Origin of the sequence: Micromonospora sp. PLK6-60 (assembly GCF_019890675.1) — a bacterium.
Taxonomy (GTDB): Bacteria; Actinomycetota; Actinomycetes; order Mycobacteriales; family Micromonosporaceae; genus Micromonospora.
Window position 1 is genome coordinate 117,119 of sequence record NZ_JAIOAA010000008.1, and the last position, 20,001, is coordinate 137,119.

Genomic DNA, 20,001 nt, shown 5'->3' on the forward strand with positions numbered 1-20,001 from the left:
GCGGGCGGCTGCGGTGCGGCGCGGTGGTGTGGTCGGGTGTCCGGGCGGCGGCCGGGTCAGACCGGCAGTTGGGAGCCGCCGGCGGCGCGGCTGCGGCCGCCGGGGCGCCGGCCGGGCAGGCGGATCACCGCGCCGGCGTCGTGCAGTGGTGGGGCGAGTACGCCGGGGCGTCCGCCGGAGCCGCGGCGGAGGGTGGCGAGCAGCGCGCCGGCGGGGAGGGGTCGGGCGAACAAATGGCCCTGCCCGGCGGTGCAGCCGAGTTCCCAGAGTGCGCGCCGTTGTGGTTCGTTCTCCACCCCTTCGGCGACGACGTCGAGGTCGAGGCTGCGGCCGAGGTCCAGGGTGGAGCGGATCACGGCGGCCGCTTCGGCGGAGGTCTCCATCGCGGCCACGAAGCTGCGGTCGATCTTTAGTTCGTGTACGGGGATGCGGGACAGCAGGGACAGCGACGAGTAGCCGGTGCCGAAGTCGTCGAGGGCGAGTCGGACGCCGGCGTCGCGGAGCCGGCTGAGCACCCGGTCGACGACGTCGAGTTGGCTGAGCGTCAGCGTCTCGGTCAGTTCGAGCACCAGCCGGTCCGGTGGCAGGTCGTGGGCCCGCAGTCGGGCCAGCACCGAGCCGGGGAAGCGGGCGTCGAGCAGGCTGCGCGGGGACACGTTCACCGAGACCGGCAGGTCGAAGCCGGCGTCGCGCCAGCTGCGGGCGGCGAGGAGGGCCTGGTCGAGGATGGCCTCGGCGAAGGCCGGCAGCAGGCCGGAGCGTTCCACCGCCTCCAGGAACCGCAGCGGGTCGATCAGCCCGTGGGTGGGGTGGTGCCAGCGGGCGAGTGCCTCGGCGCCGGTGGCTTCGCCGGTGCCGAGGTCGACGATCGGCTGGAAGTTGACGGTGAACTCGTGGTCGGCCACCGCGCGGGGCAGTGCGCCGTTGAGCGCGAGCCGGCCCAGGTCGGCGGTGTCCCGGGTGGGGGCGTACGTGGCGATCCGCTGGCCGGCGCGTTTGGCCTGGTACATCGCCACGTCGGCGCGGCGCAGCAGTTCGGGCATGCCGCCGCTGGCCGGCGCGCCGGCGATGCCACCGCTGGCTTCGACGCTGATCCGCATGCCGTCCAGGTCGAGGGGTTCGTGCAGGGCCGCGAGCAGGGCCTCGGCCCGGTGGGTGGCGACCGCGGGCGCGGGCAGGCCGCGCAGGAGTACGGCGAACTCGTCGCCGCCCAGCCGGGCGACCAGGTCCTCGGGGCCGGTGGCGGCCCGTAGCCGGTCGGCGACCTGGGTGAGCACCTGGTCGCCGGCGGAGTGCCCGAGGGTGTCGTTGACCTCCTTGAAGTGGTTGAGGTCGATCAGCACCAGGGCGGTCACCCCCTCGGCGTGTCGCTTGCCGAGCTGTTCGGTGCCTTCTTCCAGCAGGTGCCGGCGGTTGGACAGGCCGGTCAGCGCGTCGTGGGTGGCGGCGTAGGCGTGTTCCTCGGCGGCCCGGGCCAGCTCGGCGTACGCCTGGGCGTTGCGGACCGCGGTGCACAGCGCCGAGGCGAACGTACGCAGGGTGTAGCGCTCCCGTTCGGAGAGTTCGACGGGCCCGCGGAAGCGCAGTCGCAGGACCCCGACGTCGGCGCTGCCGTCGTGTCCCTCCAGCGCGGCCGGGATGACCATCCCGTCGACGTCGCTGGGCTGCTCGTCGGTCCCGTCGTAGCTGAGCGCGTCGGCGGTGCCGCGGACCACCCGCCCGTCCCGGCGCAGCTCGATCTCGACCTCGTCGGCGGAGAAGAGCGCGGCGGCCTGGGTGACCGCGGTGGTGAGGACCCGGTCCAGGTCGACCACGTTGAGCGCGTCGGTGGTGCGGGCGAGGCGCTGCCAGGCCTGCTGTTCGGTGCGGGTGCGGATCCGGGTGGTGTAGGCGAGGTGCAGGCTGAGCACCAGTGGGGGGACGGCGAGCAGGAGGCGGGGGTCGACCCAGAGGATGACCAGGGTGCACAGGATGGCCGCGAACCGGACGCCGACGCCGATGGCACGAAGGTCCCAGTTGCTGCGAAAATGCTGCCCGATCTTGTTGCCGGATGCCAGCGCGATCACGGGGATGGCCAGCACCTCGTCGAGAAGGGTGGCCACCAGGTAGGCCAGGGCGACCGGCGTGATCAGCTGGGTGAGGTCGGGGGTGGGCCACCGCCAGTCGAGTAGGACGAGGGTGAGACCGGCGCCGCCGGCGACCAGGGTGTTCTTGGCGACGCTGAAGGCGGTCTTGATCATCGCGAGCCGCCAGGTGGCGAAGGCGATGGCGACCCCGGCGGCGGTGCACAGGACAACCCAGGCGGGTGGCGCGACGGCGACCCCGATGATGATCGCGGTCTCGACCCACGTGATGGAGTGTGTGGTCGACCTGATCCGGACGCGAGCCTTGACCAGCGTTCCGACCGTCACCATGAAGGTGATGGTCGCGACGGTGGCGATCTCCTGGGCGGTCGACGGCGGGTCCGCCAGGACGGCCCGCAGCGACACTGCGCAGACGAGGATCGACAGTACGACGACGAGGCCGACGAACGCCGTCAGTCGCGGGTCGGCCTCATGATCTCGTCGCTTCGCTGGCTGCATGCCGCTCCCGCCGGCGCCTGGAGTGCTCTTCGCACCGTAGCGCACCATCGGGTTTTCTCGGCAGAGTCATTTCGGTTCAGGTCCACTCGTTGCCGCGCATGGCCTTCTCCCCTCGGCTGCGGAATGTGGCTGCCGCGTCACTTCCGTTCGCGCCGTCGCCGGCGCCGTGACGATCCGAGGTTAAGGGAGTAAAGGTCGATTAGCGACCGATAAATGTCTCTATATGCAATATCAGCTAACACTGTGGGGATTTGTTACTATCTGTCCATAGCGTGAGAGCGGAGCGCGTCGGCAAAGTCGCGTCGCGTGCTTGATTCATCGCCCCCAAGTGACAAGGATCTGGTGATGGTGCCGCCTGCAATGGATTTTCCCCGTTGCTGTCGGCGCGCTCATCCCCCGGTCCGGCCAATCTGGCCGAAGGCGCGTGTGTCCATAGGCGTCAGCTGTCGACAACAGGAATGAGGCCAGCGAGAAGTTGCCCGACGAGAATCTGCCCTTACGTGCCGGCAGTGTCGTGGGGGGCGGCGCTTCTTAGCATCCGAGACCTGGCTGGCGTAAGGCACCTGAATGTCGACGCCTCGACAAATGAGCAAATGTCAGACTGCCGGCCGGATCGACGTTTGGCAAAGGCTGAGCCTGGGGAGGGAGACGGTGACAGAGGTCCGGCTCCTGGGCCCCCTGGAAGTGCTCGCGGAGGGGGTTCCTCTTTCCCTGGGTACGCCCAAGCAGCGCCTGGTGCTGGGCATGCTCGCCCTTTCGCCCGGCCGGCTGGTCACGCTCGATGCGTTGGTCGACGAGCTCTGGCCGGCCACTCCGCCCCGATCGGCCGTCGCCAACGTGCGAACGTATGCGGCGAATCTTCGGCGAACCCTCGTAGCGGCCACGGCGGACGGCCAGGTCTTGATCCGCGAAGGCAGCGGCTACCGCCTGAACCTACCGCCCGACTCCGTCGACCTGAATCGCTTCTCGGCGGATCGTCGGGGGGCCGGGGAGCTCGCTGAGCTGGGCGAACTGGAGGCCGCCGCAAAGCTTCTGACCTCGGCGCTCGCCTGGTCCCGCGGACCGTTGCTCGCTGGCCTGCCGGTCGGGCCGGCAACGGCCGGGCGGCGGGTGGCAGTGGAGGACGAACTGCTCGGCGCGGTCGAGCTTCTCGCCGATGTCCGCATTCGGCAGGGCCGTCCGGACGAGGCGGTACGTCTGATCCGGCAGCAGTACCGGCTGTCCTTGCTCCGCGAGTCCGCCCAACTGCTCCTGATCCGTGCGCTGTACCGGCAGGGTGACGTGGCGGGGGCCCTGGCCGCGTACCGATCGGCGCGGGCCAGCCTGCGCGAACACCTCGGCATCGAGCCGGGCCGGGAGCTTCAGCGCCTGCATCGGAGCATCCTGAACCGGGACTCGGCCGGGGACGTCCCGCCGCGATCCACCCGTGAGCGGGCACCGAGTCACCCCGTGCCGGTTGACTGGTTGCCGCGAGCGGTCAGTGACTTCGTCGGGCGCGCCGACGCGGTAGCTCAACTGCTGGCCGTGACAGACCACGACGAGGGGCGCCCGGTGGTGCACCTCATCGACGGCATGGCGGGCAGTGGTAAGACCGCGCTGGCCGTGCACGTCGCTCGCCGCCTGGCGGGCACCCACCCGGATGCCCAGCTCTTCATCGATCTGAGTGGCCACGGTGAGGAGGCTCCGGTGGCACCGGCGGCGGCGCTCGTCACGCTGCTGCGGCAGCTCGGCGTGCCGGCCGGCCTGATTCCCGTCGAACTGGACTTGCGGATCGCCCATTGGCGGCGTGAGCTGGCCGATCGCCGAGTGGTCCTGGTGCTGGACAACGCGGCCAGCAGCGAGCAGATCCGGCCGCTCCTACCGTCGGGCCCCGGGACGGTCGTGCTGGTCACCTCGCGCCGCCGGCTGGTCCTGCCGGACACCGAACTGCCGTTGTCGCTGTCGGTGATGACCTCCGACGAGGCGCTTCGCCTGCTGGCGGCGACCGTGGGGGCGGACCGGATCGACGCCGAACCCGAGGCGGCGGCGGAGGTCGTCCGACGGTGCGGGCATCTGCCGCTGGCGATTCGGCTGGCGGGATCCCGGCTGGCGCACCGGCGGAGCTGGCGGGTGGCGGATCTGGCGGACCGGTTGGCCGCCACCGCCGTGCTCGACCAACTCGGCATGGAGGACCGGACGGTTGCCGGGGCGTTCGCCGCCTCCTACGAACCCTTGGACGAGCGCGGTAGACGGGTTTTCCGGCTGCTCGGCTGCTTTCGACGTCCGTTTGACGTCACCCAGGCCGCAGCCTTGACGGGGCTGCCGCTGGCTGCCGCCATTCGTACCGTCGACGACCTGGTGGATCGGCACCTGGTCGAGGAGACGGAGGGTGACCGGTACCGACTCCACGATCTGGTGCGGCAGTACGCCAACGAGTTGTCATGGCGAGAAGACGCCAGTGAGCAGGACGCCGCCAGTGAGCTGCTGCTCGATTTTGTCCTGCACGCGGTGCTCATCGCCAACGAGGGCTTGTTCGACTCGTACGACGTCCGTGCCGAGTTGGCGCCTGACGAGCCGCGACGACCAGATCTCCTGGCAGCGGCCGGACCGCTCGGCCCCGACTGGCTGGAGCGCGAGCGGGCCACCCTCGCCGGCATGGTCGAGCTGGCGAACGAGCGGGGCCAGCATGCGGCCGCCTGGCGGCTGGCCCGCTCGCTGTGGCGGTTCTACTACATGCGTGGCTACTTCGACGAGATCCGGGAGACCCACCTGCGCGGTCTCGCCTCGGCGGAGGCGGCCGGCGATCTGCGCGGCATGGCGACGATGAGCAACTACCTGGCCTCCGCCTACCTAAAGACCAGCGAGTACGCGGAGGCGGCCCGCCTCGTTGACAGAGCGGCCGCTCTGTGGCGAAAGCTGGGTGACGTCCCCACGGCGCTGCGATACGAGGCGAATCTCGCTGTCGTTCACTGGCACAGAGGTCAGCTCGCGGAGGCAGTCGCACTCGGCAGGCGAATCCTGCGTGACCCGGGATTCTCCACCGCCTTACGCATTCCGGTCGCCCTGCCGAACCTCGGACTGGCGTTGACAGCCATTGGTCACTACGACGAAGCGCTCCGGATCCACCGCCTGCATCTCTTCCTGGCGAGGGTGAACGGAGATGTCTTCCACACGATGCACGCGCTGGGACATCTCGGCGCGGTGCGAGTCCGGCTCCGGCAGTGGACAACCGCGATCCGGCTCCTCGACGCCGCCCTGATGCTGCACCGCCGGACCGGGCACCGGTACGCCGAGACCGAGAACCGCAACGACCTGGGCATCGCCTATCGCCACCTGGGCCGCCTGGACGACGCCCTCCGCCAGCACCAGTTGGCCCTGGACCTGGCGGTGGAATCGGGCGAACGCCACGCGCAGGCCGCCGCCCTGAACGACCTCGCGCTCACCCTGGTCGTGGCCGCCCGCCGGGACGAGGCGGCGCGGAACCACCGTCGCGCCCTGGAGCTGGCGACCAGGATCGCCCACCCGTACGAACAGGGCCGCGCCCTCGCCGGCCTCGCCGAGCTCACCGACGACCCGGACGAGGCACACCGGTACCGGCGACGCGCCCTGGCGATCTTCGACCGGATGGGCGTGCCGGAACGCTTCGAGCTGCGCCGCCGGCTCGGCGAAGCACCGGCATAGCCCTGCTGACCTGCGGCGACACGCGCTTATCGAATTCTTATCGCCCCGCTCGGTAGCGTCTGCCCGTCAGCTACGGGGGTGGCTCGGGCGCGGGGCCGGACCGGCTGACGCGGATCGCCCGCCGCCGGCCTCCCCAGCGGCCGGCGGTGGGCCAGGGAGGGAGTGGGCGTGACCTGGGCACCGGGTCACGCCCACTCCTCAGCACGCGCGGTCCGCCCGGCCGCCCGGATGACCGACCCCCGCCAGCCGGCGGGACGGGGATAGGCTCGCGCCGTGACCGATCCCGCGCAGCTCACCCACGTCGACCCGGCGGGCGCGGCCCGCATGGTGGACGTTTCCGCCAAGCCGGTCACCGGCCGGCTCGCGGTGGCGGCCGGCCGGCTCCGCACCACCGCCGAGGTGGTCGAGCTGCTGCGCCGCGACGGCCTGCCCAAGGGCGACGCGCTGGCGGTCGGCCGGCTGGCCGGCATCATGGGCGCCAAGCGCACCCCCGACCTGATCCCGCTCTGTCACCCGATCGCCCTGCACGGGGTGGCGGTCGACCTGCGGCTCACCGCCGACACCGTGGAGATCACCGCGACCGCGCGGACCGCCGACCGGACCGGGGTGGAGATGGAGGCCCTCACCGCCGTGGCGGTGGCCGGGCTGGCCCTGGTCGACATGGTCAAGGCGGTCGACCCGGCGGCCTCGGTGGAGGCGGTGCGGGTGCTCCGCAAGGAGGGCGGCAAGACCGGCGAGTGGGTCCGCCCGGAGGACCGGCCGTGATCCGCGCCCGGGTGATCGTCGCCTCCAACCGGGCCTCCGCCGGGGTGTACGAGGACACCAGCGGTCCCCTGCTCGTGGCCGGCCTGCGCGAGCTGGGTTGCCAGGTGGACGAGCCGGTGGTGGTGCCCGACGGCGACCCGGTCGGCGTGGCGCTGCGGGCCGCCCTATCCGACGGGGTGGACGTGGTGCTGACCAGCGGCGGGACGGGCATCAACCCGTCCGACCGGACGCCGGAGGTGACCCGGGCGCTGCTCGACCACGAGATCCCCGGCATCGCCGAGGCGATCCGGGCGCACAGCCGGGACCGGGTGCCCACCTCGGCGCTGTCCCGGGGCCTGGCCGGGGTGGTCGGGCGGATGCTGGTGGTCAACCTGCCGGGCTCCCGGGGCGGGGCGCGGGACGGCCTGGCGGTGCTCGGCCCGATCCTCGGGCACGCCGTCGACCAACTGCGCGGTGGCGACCACTGACCGGCGCGCCGACCGGGCCGGCGATAGGCTCGGCGGAGTGCCTGCTGCCGGGGGGATGCCGGCGGGAAGGAGCGCAGGGGCGTTGAGCACGGACACCGCGTCGGCCGTGGAGCCGGCGGAGGCGCCACCGGCCGGCTGGGAAGAGGCCCGGGCCCGGGTCTACGCCGTCGGGCTCTCCGCCGCGCTGCCCGCCGCCAGCCGGCCGCTCGCCGAGCTGGACGGGCACACCCTGGCCGAGCCGCTGACCACCCGGACGGCCCTGCCGGCCTTCCCCACCTCGAGCGTGGACGGTTGGGCGGTGCGCGGCGCCGGGCCCTGGCAGGTGGTCGGTCGGGTGCTCGCCGGCGGCCGTCCGGAGCCGCTGACCGACGACGGGACCACCGTCGAGATCGCCACCGGCGCGATGGTGCCGGCCGGCACGACCGCGGTGCTGCGGGTCGAGGAGTCCACCCGCACGACCGACGGGCGGGTCGCGGGCACGCCGCGTCCGGCGCCCGAGTGGCGGGAGCCGGGCGAGGAGGCGTACGCGGGGGAGGAACTGCTCCCGGCCGGCACCCCGGTGGACCCGGCGCTGATCGGGTTGGCCGCCTCCTGCGGCCACGACACCTTGCGGGTGCGCCGGCCGCCCCGGGCCGCGCTGCTGGTCTTCGGTGACGAACTGCTGACCCAGGGCCCGCCGGCGGACGGTCGGGTGCGCGACGCGCTCGGTCCGGCCGTGCCGGCCTGGCTGCGCCGGTACGGCTGCCAGGTCCGCCCGGCCGACGTGGTCGGTCCGGTGGCGGACACCCTGCCCGCGCACGTGGCCGCGCTGCGGTCCGCGCTGACCGGCGCCGACCTGGTCTGCACCACCGGCGGCACGATGCACGGCCCGGTGGATCATCTGCACCCCACGCTGGCGGCGCTCGGCGCGGACTACGTGGTCAACACGGTCGCGGTCCGGCCCGGCTTCCCGATGCTGCTGGCCCGGCTGGTCGGCGACGACGGCCGGGTGCGGTTCGTGGCCGGCCTGCCCGGCAACCCGCAGTCCGCCGTCGTGGCGTTGGTGTCGCTGGTGGCGCCCCTGCTGGCCGGCCTGCGGGGGCGGCCGATGCCGGTGCTGCCGCACGCCACGCTGGCCGAGCCGATCCCCGGCCGCGGCGACTACACCCACCTGGCCCTGGTCCGGTTGGACCGGGTGGCGGGCACCGCCCACCCGGTGCGGCACGTCGGTTCGGCGATGCTGCGCGGCCTGGCCGGCGCGGACGGGTTCGCGGTCGTCCGGCCGGGCGCCAGCGGCCAACCGGGTGACCGGGTGCCGATCGTGCCGCTGCCGCTGCTGCCCGGGGAGCGTGCCTGGTGACCGCGCCCGCCGACGCCCAGACCGTCTTCGGCACCGTCACCGACCAGCCGCTGGACCTGGCCGCGCACGAGGCGGCGGTCGCCGACCGCCGGGCCGGCGCGGTGGTGTCCTTCCAGGGCGTGGTCCGCGACCACGACCACGGCCGCGCGGTGACCACCCTCGAATACGAGGGCCACCCGAGCGCCGCGGCGGTGCTCCGGGAGGTGGCCGCCGAGGTGGCCGCCGACCCCGAGGTGTACGCAGTGGCCGTCTCGCACCGGGTCGGCCCGCTGGAGATCGGCGACGTGGCGCTGGTGGCGGCGGTCAGCACCGCGCACCGGGCCGCGGCGTTCGCGGCCTGCGCCCGGCTGGTGGACGAGGTGAAGGCCCGGCTGCCGATCTGGAAGCGGCAGGTCTTCACCGACGGCACCGAGGAGTGGGTGAACTGCCCCTGAGCTGGCGGAGCCGGGTCAGCGGCGGGCGGCCAGTTGCGCCGCGCGGGCCGGTCGCTGGGGAGGGAACGCCGGGTCGGCGCCCGGCCGCCAGGGCAGCGCGGCGACCAGTGCGATCAGGGCGATCGCCAGGGAGTTCTCCATCAGCGCGCCGAACAGGCCGTCCTGGTAGTGCGACACCTCGGGCAGTTGGTGCTCGTACCACCAGATCGGCGAGACCAGGAAGATCAGGTAGAGCACGGCGGCGGCGACCGCGTGCCGCAACCCGGTGAGCGCCGGATACCAGATCGGCGGTCGCAGGCCGGTGACCACGGGCAACCCGCCCTCGCCCGGGGCGGCCCGCGCGGCCAGCCCCCGGCTCGCCTCGCGGCGGCGTACGGCCGCGTCGGCGAGCACGATGATCGCCGGGATCACCCAGACCAGGTGGTGCGACCAGGAGATCGGGCTGATCACGTTGGCGGTCAGTCCGACCAGGGTGAACGCGGTCAGCTCGTCGCCGTCGGCGCGCGCGGCCGCCGCCCGGGACAACCCGAGCGCGAGCAGCAGCATGGCGAAAGACACCCAGAGCAGGCCCGGCGTCTCGATCGTGTCGTAGAGCCGGGCCAGCAGCCCGGCCAGGGACTGGTTGGCGGTCATGTCGGCCGCGCCCACCCGTTCGGTCTGCCAGAGCACCTCGCTGAAGTAGGCGCGGGACTCCGCGCCGAAGAGCAGGAAGGTCGCCACGGTCACCCCGACCGCGGTGCCGACGGCGGTGGCCGCCGCCCGCCACTGCCGGGTGATCAGCAGGTACGCGACGAACAGCGCGGGAGTCAGCTTGATGGCGGTGGCCAGCCCGATGCCGACCCCGGCCCAGCTGCCGCTGAGCACGAACCGGACCAGTGGCCCGTCGGTGGGCGCGTACCGGGGGCCGCGCCGGCAGCGCCTGCGCAGGCCGACCAGGTCGGCCGTGATCAGGGCGAACAGGATCAGGTTGACCTGGCCGTAGCCGAGGGTCTCGCGCACCGGTTCGATGGCCACCGCCATCGGCACGGCCACTCCCACGCTGAACCAGAGCGGCCAGCCGAGCCGGGCCACGATCGGCCGCAGCAGGGCGATCAGGACGGCGGTGAGCGCCGCGACGCTGACCAGTGCGTTGATCCAGCCGGCCAGCGCGACCGGGACCCGGGCCATGGGCAGCATCAGCAGCCCGGCGAACGGTGGATAGGTGAAACCCAGCGTGGTGGCGGGGGCGACGAAGTCGTACAGCTCGTGGCCGGTGGCCCACCACACCACGGCGCCGTGGTAGATCCGCATGTCGAAGAAGGTGTACGGCCGGCCGAACGCGCCGATGGCGAGCCAGGCGGCGTACGCGGCGGCCACCACGATCCCGAGCTGGACGAGGACGGTGCGGTCGACCCGGTCGGTGACGTAGGGCAGCGGGGGCAGCCGGTCGGGTCCCGACCGGCCCTCCTCCCCGCCGGGCATCCAGCGGCGCCTCACCTCGCTGCCCCCTCACACGACCGTCCCGATCCCCCGTGGACCGGCGGATGTTCTCGACTTCATCCGCGTTAACGCCGGCCCGGGCAGGCAGGTGATTCGCGGTCGGGGGGTGGTGGTGACCGTGCGGGGGGTGAATGCGGGTCAGCGGCCGGGCAGCCGCCGGGCGGTGGCGGCGGAGCGGACCGCGATCCGGGCCTCCCGGCGGGCGGTGCGCACGGTGCGTGCCACGGAGCGGCGGGAGTGCCCGATCCGGTGGCCGGCCCGCCAGCGCAGCCCCGGCTTGCCCTCGGTGTCGGCCGCGGCGAGCAGCAGCCCGCCGAACAGGCCGAGGTTCTTCAGGAAGTGGATCTGGTTGTTGTTCCGGGCGGCCGGGTCGTCGTTGTTCCAGAAGGGGTGCCCGGCGAGGGTGGTGGGCACCAGCGTGCCGGCCAGCACCAGCGCGACCGGGCGGGTGAACCGGCCGGTGGCGAGCATCAGCCCGCCGACCAGCTGGGTGGCCGCGTTGGCGCGGATCAGCGACTCGGTGTCGGTGGGGAACCGGGGGGCGTTCTTCTCGATCAGCGGCGCGATCCGGTCGGTGACGGGCTTGGCCGCCGGCACCAGCCGCTCCGGGTTCTGCAGGTTGCGGGCGCCACTGACCACGAAGATGCCGCTCAACATGATGCGGGCGAGGGAGCGCACGGGCTTCATGGATCAGTCATACCCCGTCCCGGGGCCGGCTACCCCTGCAACGGCCGGATCCGGACCGGCCCGGATGGACGCCGCGCCACGCCGATTCGAGCGACCGTCGCGGATGGACGGGCCGCAGCGGGTAGCCTCGCGCGGGTGACGACCCTACGGCTGCGACCCGAGGGGCCGGCCGACGTCGAGCCGATCCGGCGGGTGCTGGCCGCCGCCTTCGCCCGCCCCGACGCGGCCACCCCACCCGAGGTGGGCCTGGTCGACGCCCTGCGCGGCAGCGCCGCGTGGCTCCCGGAGCTGGCCATGGTCGCGGAGTACGGCGGCGAGGTGGTCGGCTACGCGCTGCTGACCCGGGTCACCGTGCGGGACGACGGCGGGGCCGCGCCCGCGTTGGCGCTCGGCCCGGTGGCGGTGGCCCCGCACCGGCAGCGGGTCGGGCACGGCACGGCGGTGGTGCAGGCGGCCCTGGAGGCGGCGACCGAGCTGGGTGAGCGCCTGGTGGTCGTGCTCGGCGACCCCGCGTACTACCGGCGGTTCGGTTTCGAGCGGGCCGACCGGATGGGACTGACCAGCCCGTGGTCCGGGCTGGGTGAGCCGTGGCAGGCCCTGGCGCTGCCCCCGGCGGCGGGCGGGTTGGGGCCGCTGCCGCGCGGCGAGGTGCTCTTCCCGCCGCCCTGGTCCCGGGTCTGACCGCCGCCGCGCCGGGGGAATGCGGTCAGGCGGGCTGGGTGCGCAGGTAGCGGCCGAAGTGCGGCACGGTGAAGGCGACGGTGCCGCGCTCCCCGGAATAGATCAGGCCCTTCTTGATCAGTGCGTCCCGGGCCGGGGAGAGGCTGGCCGGCTTGCGCCCCAGGGACCGGGCGATCTCGGCCGTCGGCACCGCCGCGTCCATGTCGTCCCGGCCACCGTCGTCCTCCCCGTCGACCAGCGCCAGGGTGGCCATCGCCCGCATGTACTCCCGTTCCGCCGGGGTGGCCCGCTCGAAGCGGGAGCCGAAGAAGCCGACCGCCAGCTCGGCCTCCGCCTCGGGCGCGGCGACCCGCACGTCGGCGGCGGTGATCGGTGAGCGCGGCGCGTGGTCCCAGGTGGCCTTGCCGTACGCCTGGACGAAGTAGGGGTAGCCGCCCGACTTCTCGTAGAGCAGGTCGAGCGCCTTCTGCTCGTATTCCACCTCTTCCCGCTCGGCCGGCGCGCAGAGCGCCCGGTCGGCGGCGATCCGGTCCAGCCGGTCGATGCGCTGATAGCGGAAGAGCCGCTCGGAGTACGACTTCGCGGCGCTGAGCACGGCCGGCAGGTGCGGCAGGCCGGCGCCGACGACGATGAGCGGGGCACCGAGCTGGGACAGCTCGTGGCAGGCGGCGCAGAGCGCGGAGACGTCCTCCGCGCCGAGGTCCTGCATCTCGTCGATGAAGACGGCGACGCCGGTGCCCACGTCGGTCGCCACCGCCGCCGCGTCGGTGAGCAGCTCGACCAGGTCGATCTCGATGTCCCCGGAGTCGGCGCGCCCGCTGCTGGCCGGCACGTCGATGCCGGGTTGCCAGCGGTCGCGCAGCTTCGGTGCGGTGCCGCCCCGGCCGGTGGGCGCGGAGCGTTGGGCGAACGCCTTGAGCACGCCGAGGAAGGCGTCGATCCGGTCCGGGGCGCGGTGCCGGGGGGCCAGCTCGCGGACCGCCATGTGCAGCGCGGCGGCGATCGGCCGGCGCAGCGACTGGTCCGGCCGGGCCTCGATCTTGCCCGTGCCCCAGAGGTGGTTGATCGCCTGGGAGCGGAGGGTGTTGAGCAGCACCGTCTTGCCCACGCCGCGCAGGCCGGTGAGCATCAGGCTGCGCTCCGGCCGGCTGCGGGCGATGCGTTCCAGGACGACGTCGAAGACGTCCAGCTCCCGCCCCCGGCCGGCGAGTTCGGGCGGGCGCTGGCCGGCGCCGGGGGCGTACGGGTTGCGGACCGGATCCACGCATCGCACAGTATCGGGCCCTCTAGCGCCGGGGCTAGAGATGGATAGAGGCGGCTACCGGCGTGTCGAAACCGGTCGAGGAGAAACTAGGGCTCTCTAGCTTCAACGCTAGAGAGCCCTAGTTTCGACTACCGGGCCGGATCAGCGCCGCTTCAGGCAGAGGACGAAGTCCAGGGTGTCCAGCTCGCTGTCGAAGAAGAACCAGTTGGTGTAGCCCGGCACGCCGGCGCACTTCGCCTCGGCGTCCTTCTCACCGCTCGTCGGCCCGTCGAAGCGGCGCAGCACCTCGTACGTGCTCGGCGCGCACTCGGCGATCAGCAGCTTCGGCGTGCCCTCGGCCGGGCCCTCGTTGCGGACACACTGACCCTCCTTGACGAACCGGGGGTCGGCCGTGGAGTTCGGCGCGGGGGCGGTCGGCACCGCCGGGACGGCCGCGCTGGGCGGGGCGCCGAGGGCGCTGCCCGACTCGCCCGACGCCGCACCGTCGGACTCGGGCGCGGCCGCGCCGAGCAGCCACACCAGCGTGCCGACGCCGGCCAGCAGCGCCACCGCCAGCACGGCGAGCACGGCGATCAGCGGGCCCCGACCGCGCCGGGGCACCGGCTGCCCGTCGTACGACACCGGGCCGGGGCCGCCCGGGCGGTAGGGGTCGGCGCCATCCGGGTCCGGATAGTCCGCCGGGCCGATCGGCCGGCTGCGCGGCACCACCGGCTCCGGGCCGGCGTCGACCGTCGCCCGACCCCGCGCCGGCAGGTGCGCGGGGTGCTCCGGCCCGCCGGCCGACTGCCGTGGCGGCTGGCCGGCCACCTGCTCACCCCATCCGCCACCGGGCCGGCCGGCACCGTCGGGCCCGTCGCCGGGTCGCCGCTCGTCCCACGGGACGTCGTCACCCCGGGGACCGTGGTTCGCCATGCCCGCCTCCTGCGTGGGTGAGGTCCGGCCAGCCGGGGCGACACGGACACCGTCGCCACCGTAGCGTGATCCCACGATGGCCTCACCCACTCCGCGTTCTTCGTCACCCACGGGACCGTCCACGCCGGCGGCCGCCCCGGCCGCCCGCCCGTCGCCGGCCACCGCCCGGCCCGCGCTGGTGTGGACCGCGCTGGGCCTGGTCTACGTCCTGTGGGGCTCCACCTACCTGGGCATCCGGGTGGCCGTGGAGACGCTGCCGCCGCTGCTCTCGGCGGGCCTGCGGTTCGCCGCCGCGGCGGTCGTGCTGGCGGTGCTGCTGCGACTGCGGCGCGGTCCCGGCGCGCTGCGCGTCGACCGTCGTCAGCTCGTGGCCGCCGCCGGAGTCGGGGTGCTGCTGCTCGCCGGCGGCAACGGACTGGTGGTGCTCGCCGAGTCCGGCCCGCCCGGGACGGCGTTGCCCTCCGGGGTGGCCGCGCTGCTGGTGGCCACCGTCCCGCTGCTGGTGGTGCTGCTGCGTACGGTCACCGGCGACCGCCCCCGGGCCTGGACGCTGGCCGGGGTGACCGTCGGGTTCGCCGGGCTGGTGCTGCTGGTGCTGCCCCGCGGCGCGGGCGCGGTGCCGCTGGCCGGGGCGTTGACCGTGGTCGTCGGCGCCGTCTGCTGGTCGGTCGGCTCGTTCCTCTCCGGCCGGCTGCGGATGCCGGACGACCCGTTCGTGGCCACCGTCTACGAGATGGCCGCCGGCTCGGCGCTGCTCGTCGTGCTCGGCGCGGCCCGGGGCGAGCTGTCCGGCTTCGACCCGGCGCAGGTCAGCACCCGCTCGTGGCTGGCGCTCGGCTACCTCACGGTGGCCGGCTCGCTGGTCGCCTTCACCGCGTACGTGTGGCTGCTGCAGAACGCGCCCATCTCGCTCGTCGCCACGTACGCCTACGTGAACCCGGCGGTCGCGGTGGCGCTCGGCGCGCTGCTCGTCGCCGAGCCGGTCACCCCGGCGGTGCTGCTCGGCGGCGCGGTGATCGTGGCCGGGGTGGCCCTGGTGGTGACCACCGAGCGTCCCCGCCGGAAGGCTCAGATCAGCCGCAGCTGACGGTCCCGGGGCCGGCGGGGCTCGCTGTCGCCGAACCGTTCGAACAGCCCGGCGTCGATGTCGGTCAGGAAGGGCGACGGCCCGACCTCGCGTTCCGCGCCGTGCCGGGACCGGCGCGCCGCGTGCGTCACGTAGAGCCGGTCCTGGGCCCGGGTCAGCCCGACGAAGAACAACCGCCGCTCCTCGGCCACCTGCTCGTCGTCCGGCGTGCTGCCCGGCCAGCGCAGCGGCAGCAGGCCGTCCTCCGCCCCGACCAGGAAGACCACCGGGAACTCCAGCCCCTTGGCGGCGTGCAGGGTGAGCAGGGTGACCGCCTCGGCGCGCGGGTCGAGCGCGTCCACCTCCGCGCCGGTGGCGAGCTGGGACAGGAACGCCGCCAGATCGTCGCCGCAGCGCCGGGCCAGCGGGGTGAGCAGGTCCACCGCCGACCGGACGTCCTCCGGGCGTACCGCGCCGGTGCCGTCCAGCGTCGGCACCGCGAAGCGTTCCGCCAACACCTGCCCGGCCAGCCGGACCCGGGCGGCCAACGAGCCGTCGAGCCCGGTGTGCCGCAGCTCGCGGGCGATCGCGGCGACCCCGGGCCGGTCCCGCAGCCGGTCGTGCGAGCGCTTCTGCACCGGGATGTTCCCCCGGGACAGCGCGTCCAGGATCGGTGCGGCCTGCGCGTCGGTGCGGTAGAGCACCGCGATGTCGGCGAAGGACAGCTCGGTGGACCGGCCGTCGATCCGGCCGGAGTCCAGCGAGCGGTGGGAGAGGCCGCCGACCAGTTCGTCGATGGTGCGTACCACGAAGTCGGCCTCGTCCACGGCGGACCCCGCCGCGTATCGGCCGACCAGCGGGGCCTCCGGGTCGAGTCGGGCCGGGTCGAGCCGGCGGCCGCGGACCAGCGACGACGGCGCGATGGCCTGGACCGCGGCGGCCAGGATCGGCGCCGAGGAGCGGTAGTTGCGGTTCAGCCGGACCAGCCGGGCGTCGGTGAAGTCCTGCGAGAACCGCAGGAAGTAGCCGACGTCCGCGCCCCGGAACGAGTAGATCGCCTGGTCCGGGTCGCCGATCGCGCACAGGTTGCCGTCGGCGGGACTGAGCAGCCGCAGCAGCTCGTACTGGACGGCGTCGACGTCCTGGTACTCGTCGACGAAGATCCACTTCCACCGCTCGCGGTACTCGCGGACCAGCTTCCGGTCACCGCGCAGCAGCGCCACCGGCAGGGTGAGCAGCTCGTCCAGGTCGACCAGGTCGTGCTTGCGCAGCAGCGCGACGTACCGGTCGGCGTCGTCACCGGCCTCCGCGCGGGCCGCCGCCCGGTCGGCGTCGTCGGCGATCCGGAAGTCCGCCGGCAGCCCGACGGCCTCGGCGTTCTCCCGCAGGATGGTCAACCCGAGGGAGTGGAAGGTGCCCACCGTGACGTCCTCGGCCACCGGCCCGAGCAGCCCGTCCAGGCGGTGCCGCAGCTCCTCGGCCGCCCGGCGGGTGAAGGTGATCGCCAGGCACTGGTCCGGGAAGACGTTCAGCTCCGCGCAGAGGTACGCGATCCGGTGGGTAAGCGTCCGGGTCTTACCGGTGCCCGGACCGGCCACGATGAGCAGCGGCCCACCCGGCGCGGAGGCGGCCACCCGCTGCATCGCGTCCAACCGGTCGAGCAGACCGGTGCCGACCTCCTCCATGCCGGCCAGCATCGGCTCGAACGGCTCGTGCGGGGAGGGTGCCGGCGCGATCGGCGGCGGGGGCGCGGCGGCCGGCTTGCGCTTCGGCTCCGGCCCGGTCGCCGCCGGGCGCCGGGTCTTCGGCTTCGGCGCCGGCTCCACCGGCCGGCGCTGCGCGGGCACCGACACGGGTACGTCGAAGAGCGTCTCCTGCGCCGCCGACCCGCCGCCGCCCAGCTCGGCCGGGTCGAAGAGGGTGATCACCCCGTACTCGCCGTCGTAACCCGGCACCCGGCGCACCTCGCCGCGGCGCAACCGGCCGATGCCCTCGGCGAGCAGCTCGCCGCCGACCCGGCCGATCTCGTCCAGCGGCGCACGGGTGAGGATCTCCAGCTCCGGCCCGAGCGCGGCGACCAGCTCGTGGAGCCTGCCCTCGACCTTCTTCGAGCGGGCGCCCACCTTGTTGATCTCACCGAGGATCTCGGCCAGCGGCACCAGGTGGGTCACCGGGCGGGCGTGCGCCGGCCGGTGCCCCTCCGGCCGGTCGGCCAGCTCCTCGACCCGGCTCAGCACCCCCACGGTCAACGGCTTGCCGCACTCCGGGCAGCGCCCGCCGGCCTCCCGGGTCCGCTCCGGGGCCCAGTTGACCCCGCAGAGCCGGTGCCCGTCGGCGTGGTACTTGCCCTCCTCCGGGAAGAACTCGATGGTCCCGGCCAGCCCGTCCCCGGTGCGCAGCGCCTCGCGTACCGCGAAGTAGTCGCGGTCGGTGCCCAGCAGCGTCGCCTCCCGGGCCAGCGCCGGCGGGGAGTGCGCGTCGGAGTTGGAGACCAGTTGGTAGCGGTCCAGGCTGCCGACCCGCCAGTTCATCTCCGGGTCGGAGGAGAGGCCGGTCTCCACCGCGAAGATGTGCTCGGCCAGGTCGGCGTAGCAGTCGGCGATCGCGTCGAAGCCCGACTTCGAGCCCAGCGCGGAGAACCAGGGCGTCCAGATGTGCGCCGGGACCAGGTAGCCGTCCGGGCTGGCGGTCAGGGTGATCTCCAGCAGGTCGCGGGAGTCCAGCCCGAGGATCGGCCGGCCGTCCGAGCCGAGGTTGCCGATCCGGCCCAGCGCGGCGTTGAACCGGGCCACCGCGTCCAGGTCCGGCAGGTAGACCAGATGGTGCACCTTGCGGGTCCGGTCGTCCCGCTTGTAGATCGTGGAGATCTCCACGCTGAGCATGAACCGGACCGGGTCGGTCTCCGCCTCGCTCGCCAGCCGGGGCGGCAGCCGCCGGGCGATGTCCCGCTCCGCCTCGGGGCTGAGCCGGTACAGGCCCGGCTCGGCCGGGTGCAGCGTCTCGCGCAGGTGGTCGTACCAGGCCGGGTGGGTGAAGTCGCCGGTGCCGAGCAGGTCGATGCCCTTGCGCCGGGCCCACCAACCGAGGTTGGGCAGGGTCAGGTCGCGGCTGCACGCGCGGGAGTATTTCGAGTGGATGTGCAGGTCCGCGACGAGCGGCGGGGAGCCGCCGGGGGGTACGGCGCTGAACGGGGGCACGCCGCATCCTGTCACGACCGTTGGCGTACCCGCCCGCCGCCACGCTCACGCGTGACCTGAGCAATCCCCGCGCGGGCTTCGCCGACCGTCAGGCGCTGCGCAGCTCGACCAGGCTGACCTGCGGCTCGGCGCCGACCCGCACCGGCGGACCCCAGAAACCCGCGCCGTTGGTGACGTACACCTTGGTGCCGTCCACCTCGCCGAGGCCGGAGACGATCGGCTGCTCCAGGCCGACCGCCAGGTTGAACGGCACCATCTGGCCGCCGTGGGTGTGCCCGGACAGTTGCAGGTCCACCCCGAACCTCGCCGCCTCCTGCGCGGCCACCGGCTGGTGGGCCAGCAGCACCACCGGCCGGCCCGGGTCACGGTCACCCAGCGCCGCCGCGTAGTCCGCCGGGGCCGCCAGGCCGGTGCCGGCCGCCGAGACGTCGTTCACCCCGGCCAGGTCCAGCACCCCACCCGGCGTACGGATCTCCTGGCGGGTGTTCTGCAACACCCGCAGGCCGAGCCGGTCGACCTCCCGGACCCACTCCTCGACGCCCGAGTAGTACTCGTGGTTGCCGGTGACGAAGAAGCTGCCGTAGCGGGAGCGCAGGCCGCGCAGCGGTTCGGCCGCCGCGCCCAGCTCCGCCACCGTGCCGTCGACCAGGTCACCGACGACCGCCACCAGGTCGGCGTCCAGCCGGTTGATCGCGGCCACGATCCGCTCGGTGTGCGCCCGCCCGCGCAGCGGGCCGAGGTGGATGTCGGAGACGGTGGCGATGCGCAGGCCGTCCATCCGCCGGGGCAGCTTCGCCAGCGGGATGCGCACCCGGTCCAGCTGGGGCGGGCCGAGCGCGGTGCGTACGCCGTACCCGGTCACGCCGACCGCGGTGAGGCCGGCGAAGATGGCCGCCCCACGGGCCAGCAGCAACCGGCGACCGGGGTCGTGGTCCGGCCGGCCGCCGGTGCCGGCGGGCGGCGTTGCCCCGGCGGGCGGTGCGGCCCCGGCGTCCGGCGTGGACCCGGCGGGCGGTGCGGCCTCGGCGAGCGAGGTGGGGGCCTCGGTGGCCGGCGGTGGGGTGGTGGCGGTCCGGCCGGCGGCGGGCGGTTCGGTGGCCGGGCCGGCGGCGCCCACCAGCACCGGTTCCGGCGCGGCGTCGGCCGGCGCGGTGGCGGCCCGGCGGCGCAGCGCCAGCTTCGCCACCGCCATGGGCACCTCCAGCACCACCAGCGCGACCAGCAGGTAGAACATCACCGCCAGCCAGAGGTAGCCGGGCCAGGCCAGCCAGTACATCCCGGCCCGGGTGCCCACCAGGGTGGCCGGCACCAGCAGCGCCAGCACCACGGCGAGGATCGAGCCGGCCCGGCGCACCCGCCCCGGCGCGGTGGTGTCCTTCACCAGCCGCTTCCACAGATAGAGGTGGATCAGACCGGTGAGCAGCGCCAGCACCGCCACGAACCCCACGACCGCCAACGCCTCGTCCTC

The 20,001-nt window shown here is 74.1% G+C and carries 14 protein-coding genes; 7 read left to right on the plus strand and 7 right to left on the minus strand.

Annotated elements, in window-relative coordinates; translation table 11 throughout:
• Nucleotides 1-56: 56 nt before the first annotated feature.
• Nucleotides 57-2,582: a bifunctional diguanylate cyclase/phosphodiesterase gene (locus K7640_RS17395; protein ID WP_222955900.1), complete on the minus strand. Its 2,526-nt coding sequence runs from the start codon at nucleotides 2,580-2,582 to the stop codon at nucleotides 57-59.
• A gap of 651 nt (nucleotides 2,583-3,233) precedes the next feature.
• Here K7640_RS17395 and K7640_RS17400 point away from each other — a divergent pair.
• From K7640_RS17400 to K7640_RS17420, 5 genes are all read left to right on the plus strand, one after another.
• Nucleotides 3,234-6,242, plus strand: coding sequence for a BTAD domain-containing putative transcriptional regulator (locus K7640_RS17400; RefSeq protein ID WP_308042578.1), 3,009 nt, complete (start codon nucleotides 3,234-3,236; stop codon nucleotides 6,240-6,242).
• Nucleotides 6,243-6,515: 273 nt separating this feature from the next.
• Nucleotides 6,516-7,007, plus strand: a complete 492-nt coding sequence (gene moaC / locus K7640_RS17405; RefSeq protein WP_222955902.1) for a cyclic pyranopterin monophosphate synthase MoaC — start codon at nucleotides 6,516-6,518, stop codon at nucleotides 7,005-7,007.
• Nucleotides 7,004-7,474: a molybdenum cofactor biosynthesis protein B gene (locus tag K7640_RS17410; RefSeq protein ID WP_222955903.1), complete on the plus strand. Its 471-nt coding sequence runs from the start codon at nucleotides 7,004-7,006 to the stop codon at nucleotides 7,472-7,474. Before moaC ends, K7640_RS17410 begins: the two co-directional genes overlap by 4 nt.
• A 55-nt stretch (nucleotides 7,475-7,529) precedes the next feature.
• Nucleotides 7,530-8,813: a molybdopterin molybdotransferase MoeA gene (locus K7640_RS17415; protein ID WP_222956038.1), complete on the plus strand. Its 1,284-nt coding sequence runs from the start codon at nucleotides 7,530-7,532 to the stop codon at nucleotides 8,811-8,813.
• Nucleotides 8,810-9,247: a molybdenum cofactor biosynthesis protein MoaE gene (locus tag K7640_RS17420; RefSeq protein WP_222955904.1), complete on the plus strand. Its 438-nt coding sequence runs from the start codon at nucleotides 8,810-8,812 to the stop codon at nucleotides 9,245-9,247. Before K7640_RS17415 ends, K7640_RS17420 begins: the two co-directional genes overlap by 4 nt.
• Nucleotides 9,248-9,262: 15 nt before the next feature.
• Here the strand turns inward: K7640_RS17420 and K7640_RS17425 are convergent, their stop codons facing one another.
• Entirely contained in the window at nucleotides 9,263-10,708 is a 1,446-nt protein-coding gene (locus K7640_RS17425) for a glycosyltransferase 87 family protein (protein WP_222956039.1), read from the minus strand.
• A 156-nt stretch (nucleotides 10,709-10,864) separates the two neighbouring features.
• Nucleotides 10,865-11,413, minus strand: a complete 549-nt coding sequence (locus tag K7640_RS17430; RefSeq protein WP_222955905.1) for a DoxX family protein — start codon at nucleotides 11,411-11,413, stop codon at nucleotides 10,865-10,867.
• A 135-nt stretch (nucleotides 11,414-11,548) separates the two neighbouring features.
• On the opposite strand from K7640_RS17430, the gene K7640_RS17435 reads away from it, so the two are divergent.
• Nucleotides 11,549-12,094, plus strand: a complete 546-nt coding sequence (locus K7640_RS17435; RefSeq protein WP_222955906.1) for a GNAT family N-acetyltransferase — start codon at nucleotides 11,549-11,551, stop codon at nucleotides 12,092-12,094.
• Between the two features lie 25 nt (nucleotides 12,095-12,119).
• Here the strand turns inward: K7640_RS17435 and K7640_RS17440 are convergent, their stop codons facing one another.
• Complete coding sequence (locus K7640_RS17440; protein ID WP_222955907.1) at nucleotides 12,120-13,358, minus strand: ATP-binding protein; 1,239 nt, start codon at nucleotides 13,356-13,358, stop codon at nucleotides 12,120-12,122.
• 141 nt (nucleotides 13,359-13,499) lie between these two features.
• A complete protein-coding gene (locus K7640_RS30835) occupies nucleotides 13,500-13,979 on the minus strand; it encodes a hypothetical protein (RefSeq protein ID WP_222956040.1) in 480 nt (159 codons plus the stop codon).
• Nucleotides 13,980-14,346: 367 nt separating this feature from the next.
• On the opposite strand from K7640_RS30835, the gene K7640_RS17450 reads away from it, so the two are divergent.
• Nucleotides 14,347-15,357, plus strand: coding sequence for an EamA family transporter (locus K7640_RS17450; RefSeq protein WP_222955908.1), 1,011 nt, complete (start codon nucleotides 14,347-14,349; stop codon nucleotides 15,355-15,357).
• Here K7640_RS17450 and K7640_RS17455 read toward each other — a convergent pair.
• Together K7640_RS17455 and K7640_RS17460 are read right to left on the minus strand one after the other, a co-directional pair.
• Nucleotides 15,339-18,533, minus strand: a complete 3,195-nt coding sequence (locus tag K7640_RS17455; RefSeq protein WP_222955909.1) for a UvrD-helicase domain-containing protein — start codon at nucleotides 18,531-18,533, stop codon at nucleotides 15,339-15,341. The two genes, K7640_RS17450 and K7640_RS17455, sit on opposite strands and share 19 nt — an antisense overlap.
• 88 nt (nucleotides 18,534-18,621) lie before the next feature.
• Nucleotides 18,622-19,989: a metallophosphoesterase gene (locus tag K7640_RS17460; protein WP_222955910.1), complete on the minus strand. Its 1,368-nt coding sequence runs from the start codon at nucleotides 19,987-19,989 to the stop codon at nucleotides 18,622-18,624.
• Nucleotides 19,990-20,001: the final 12 nt, after the last annotated feature.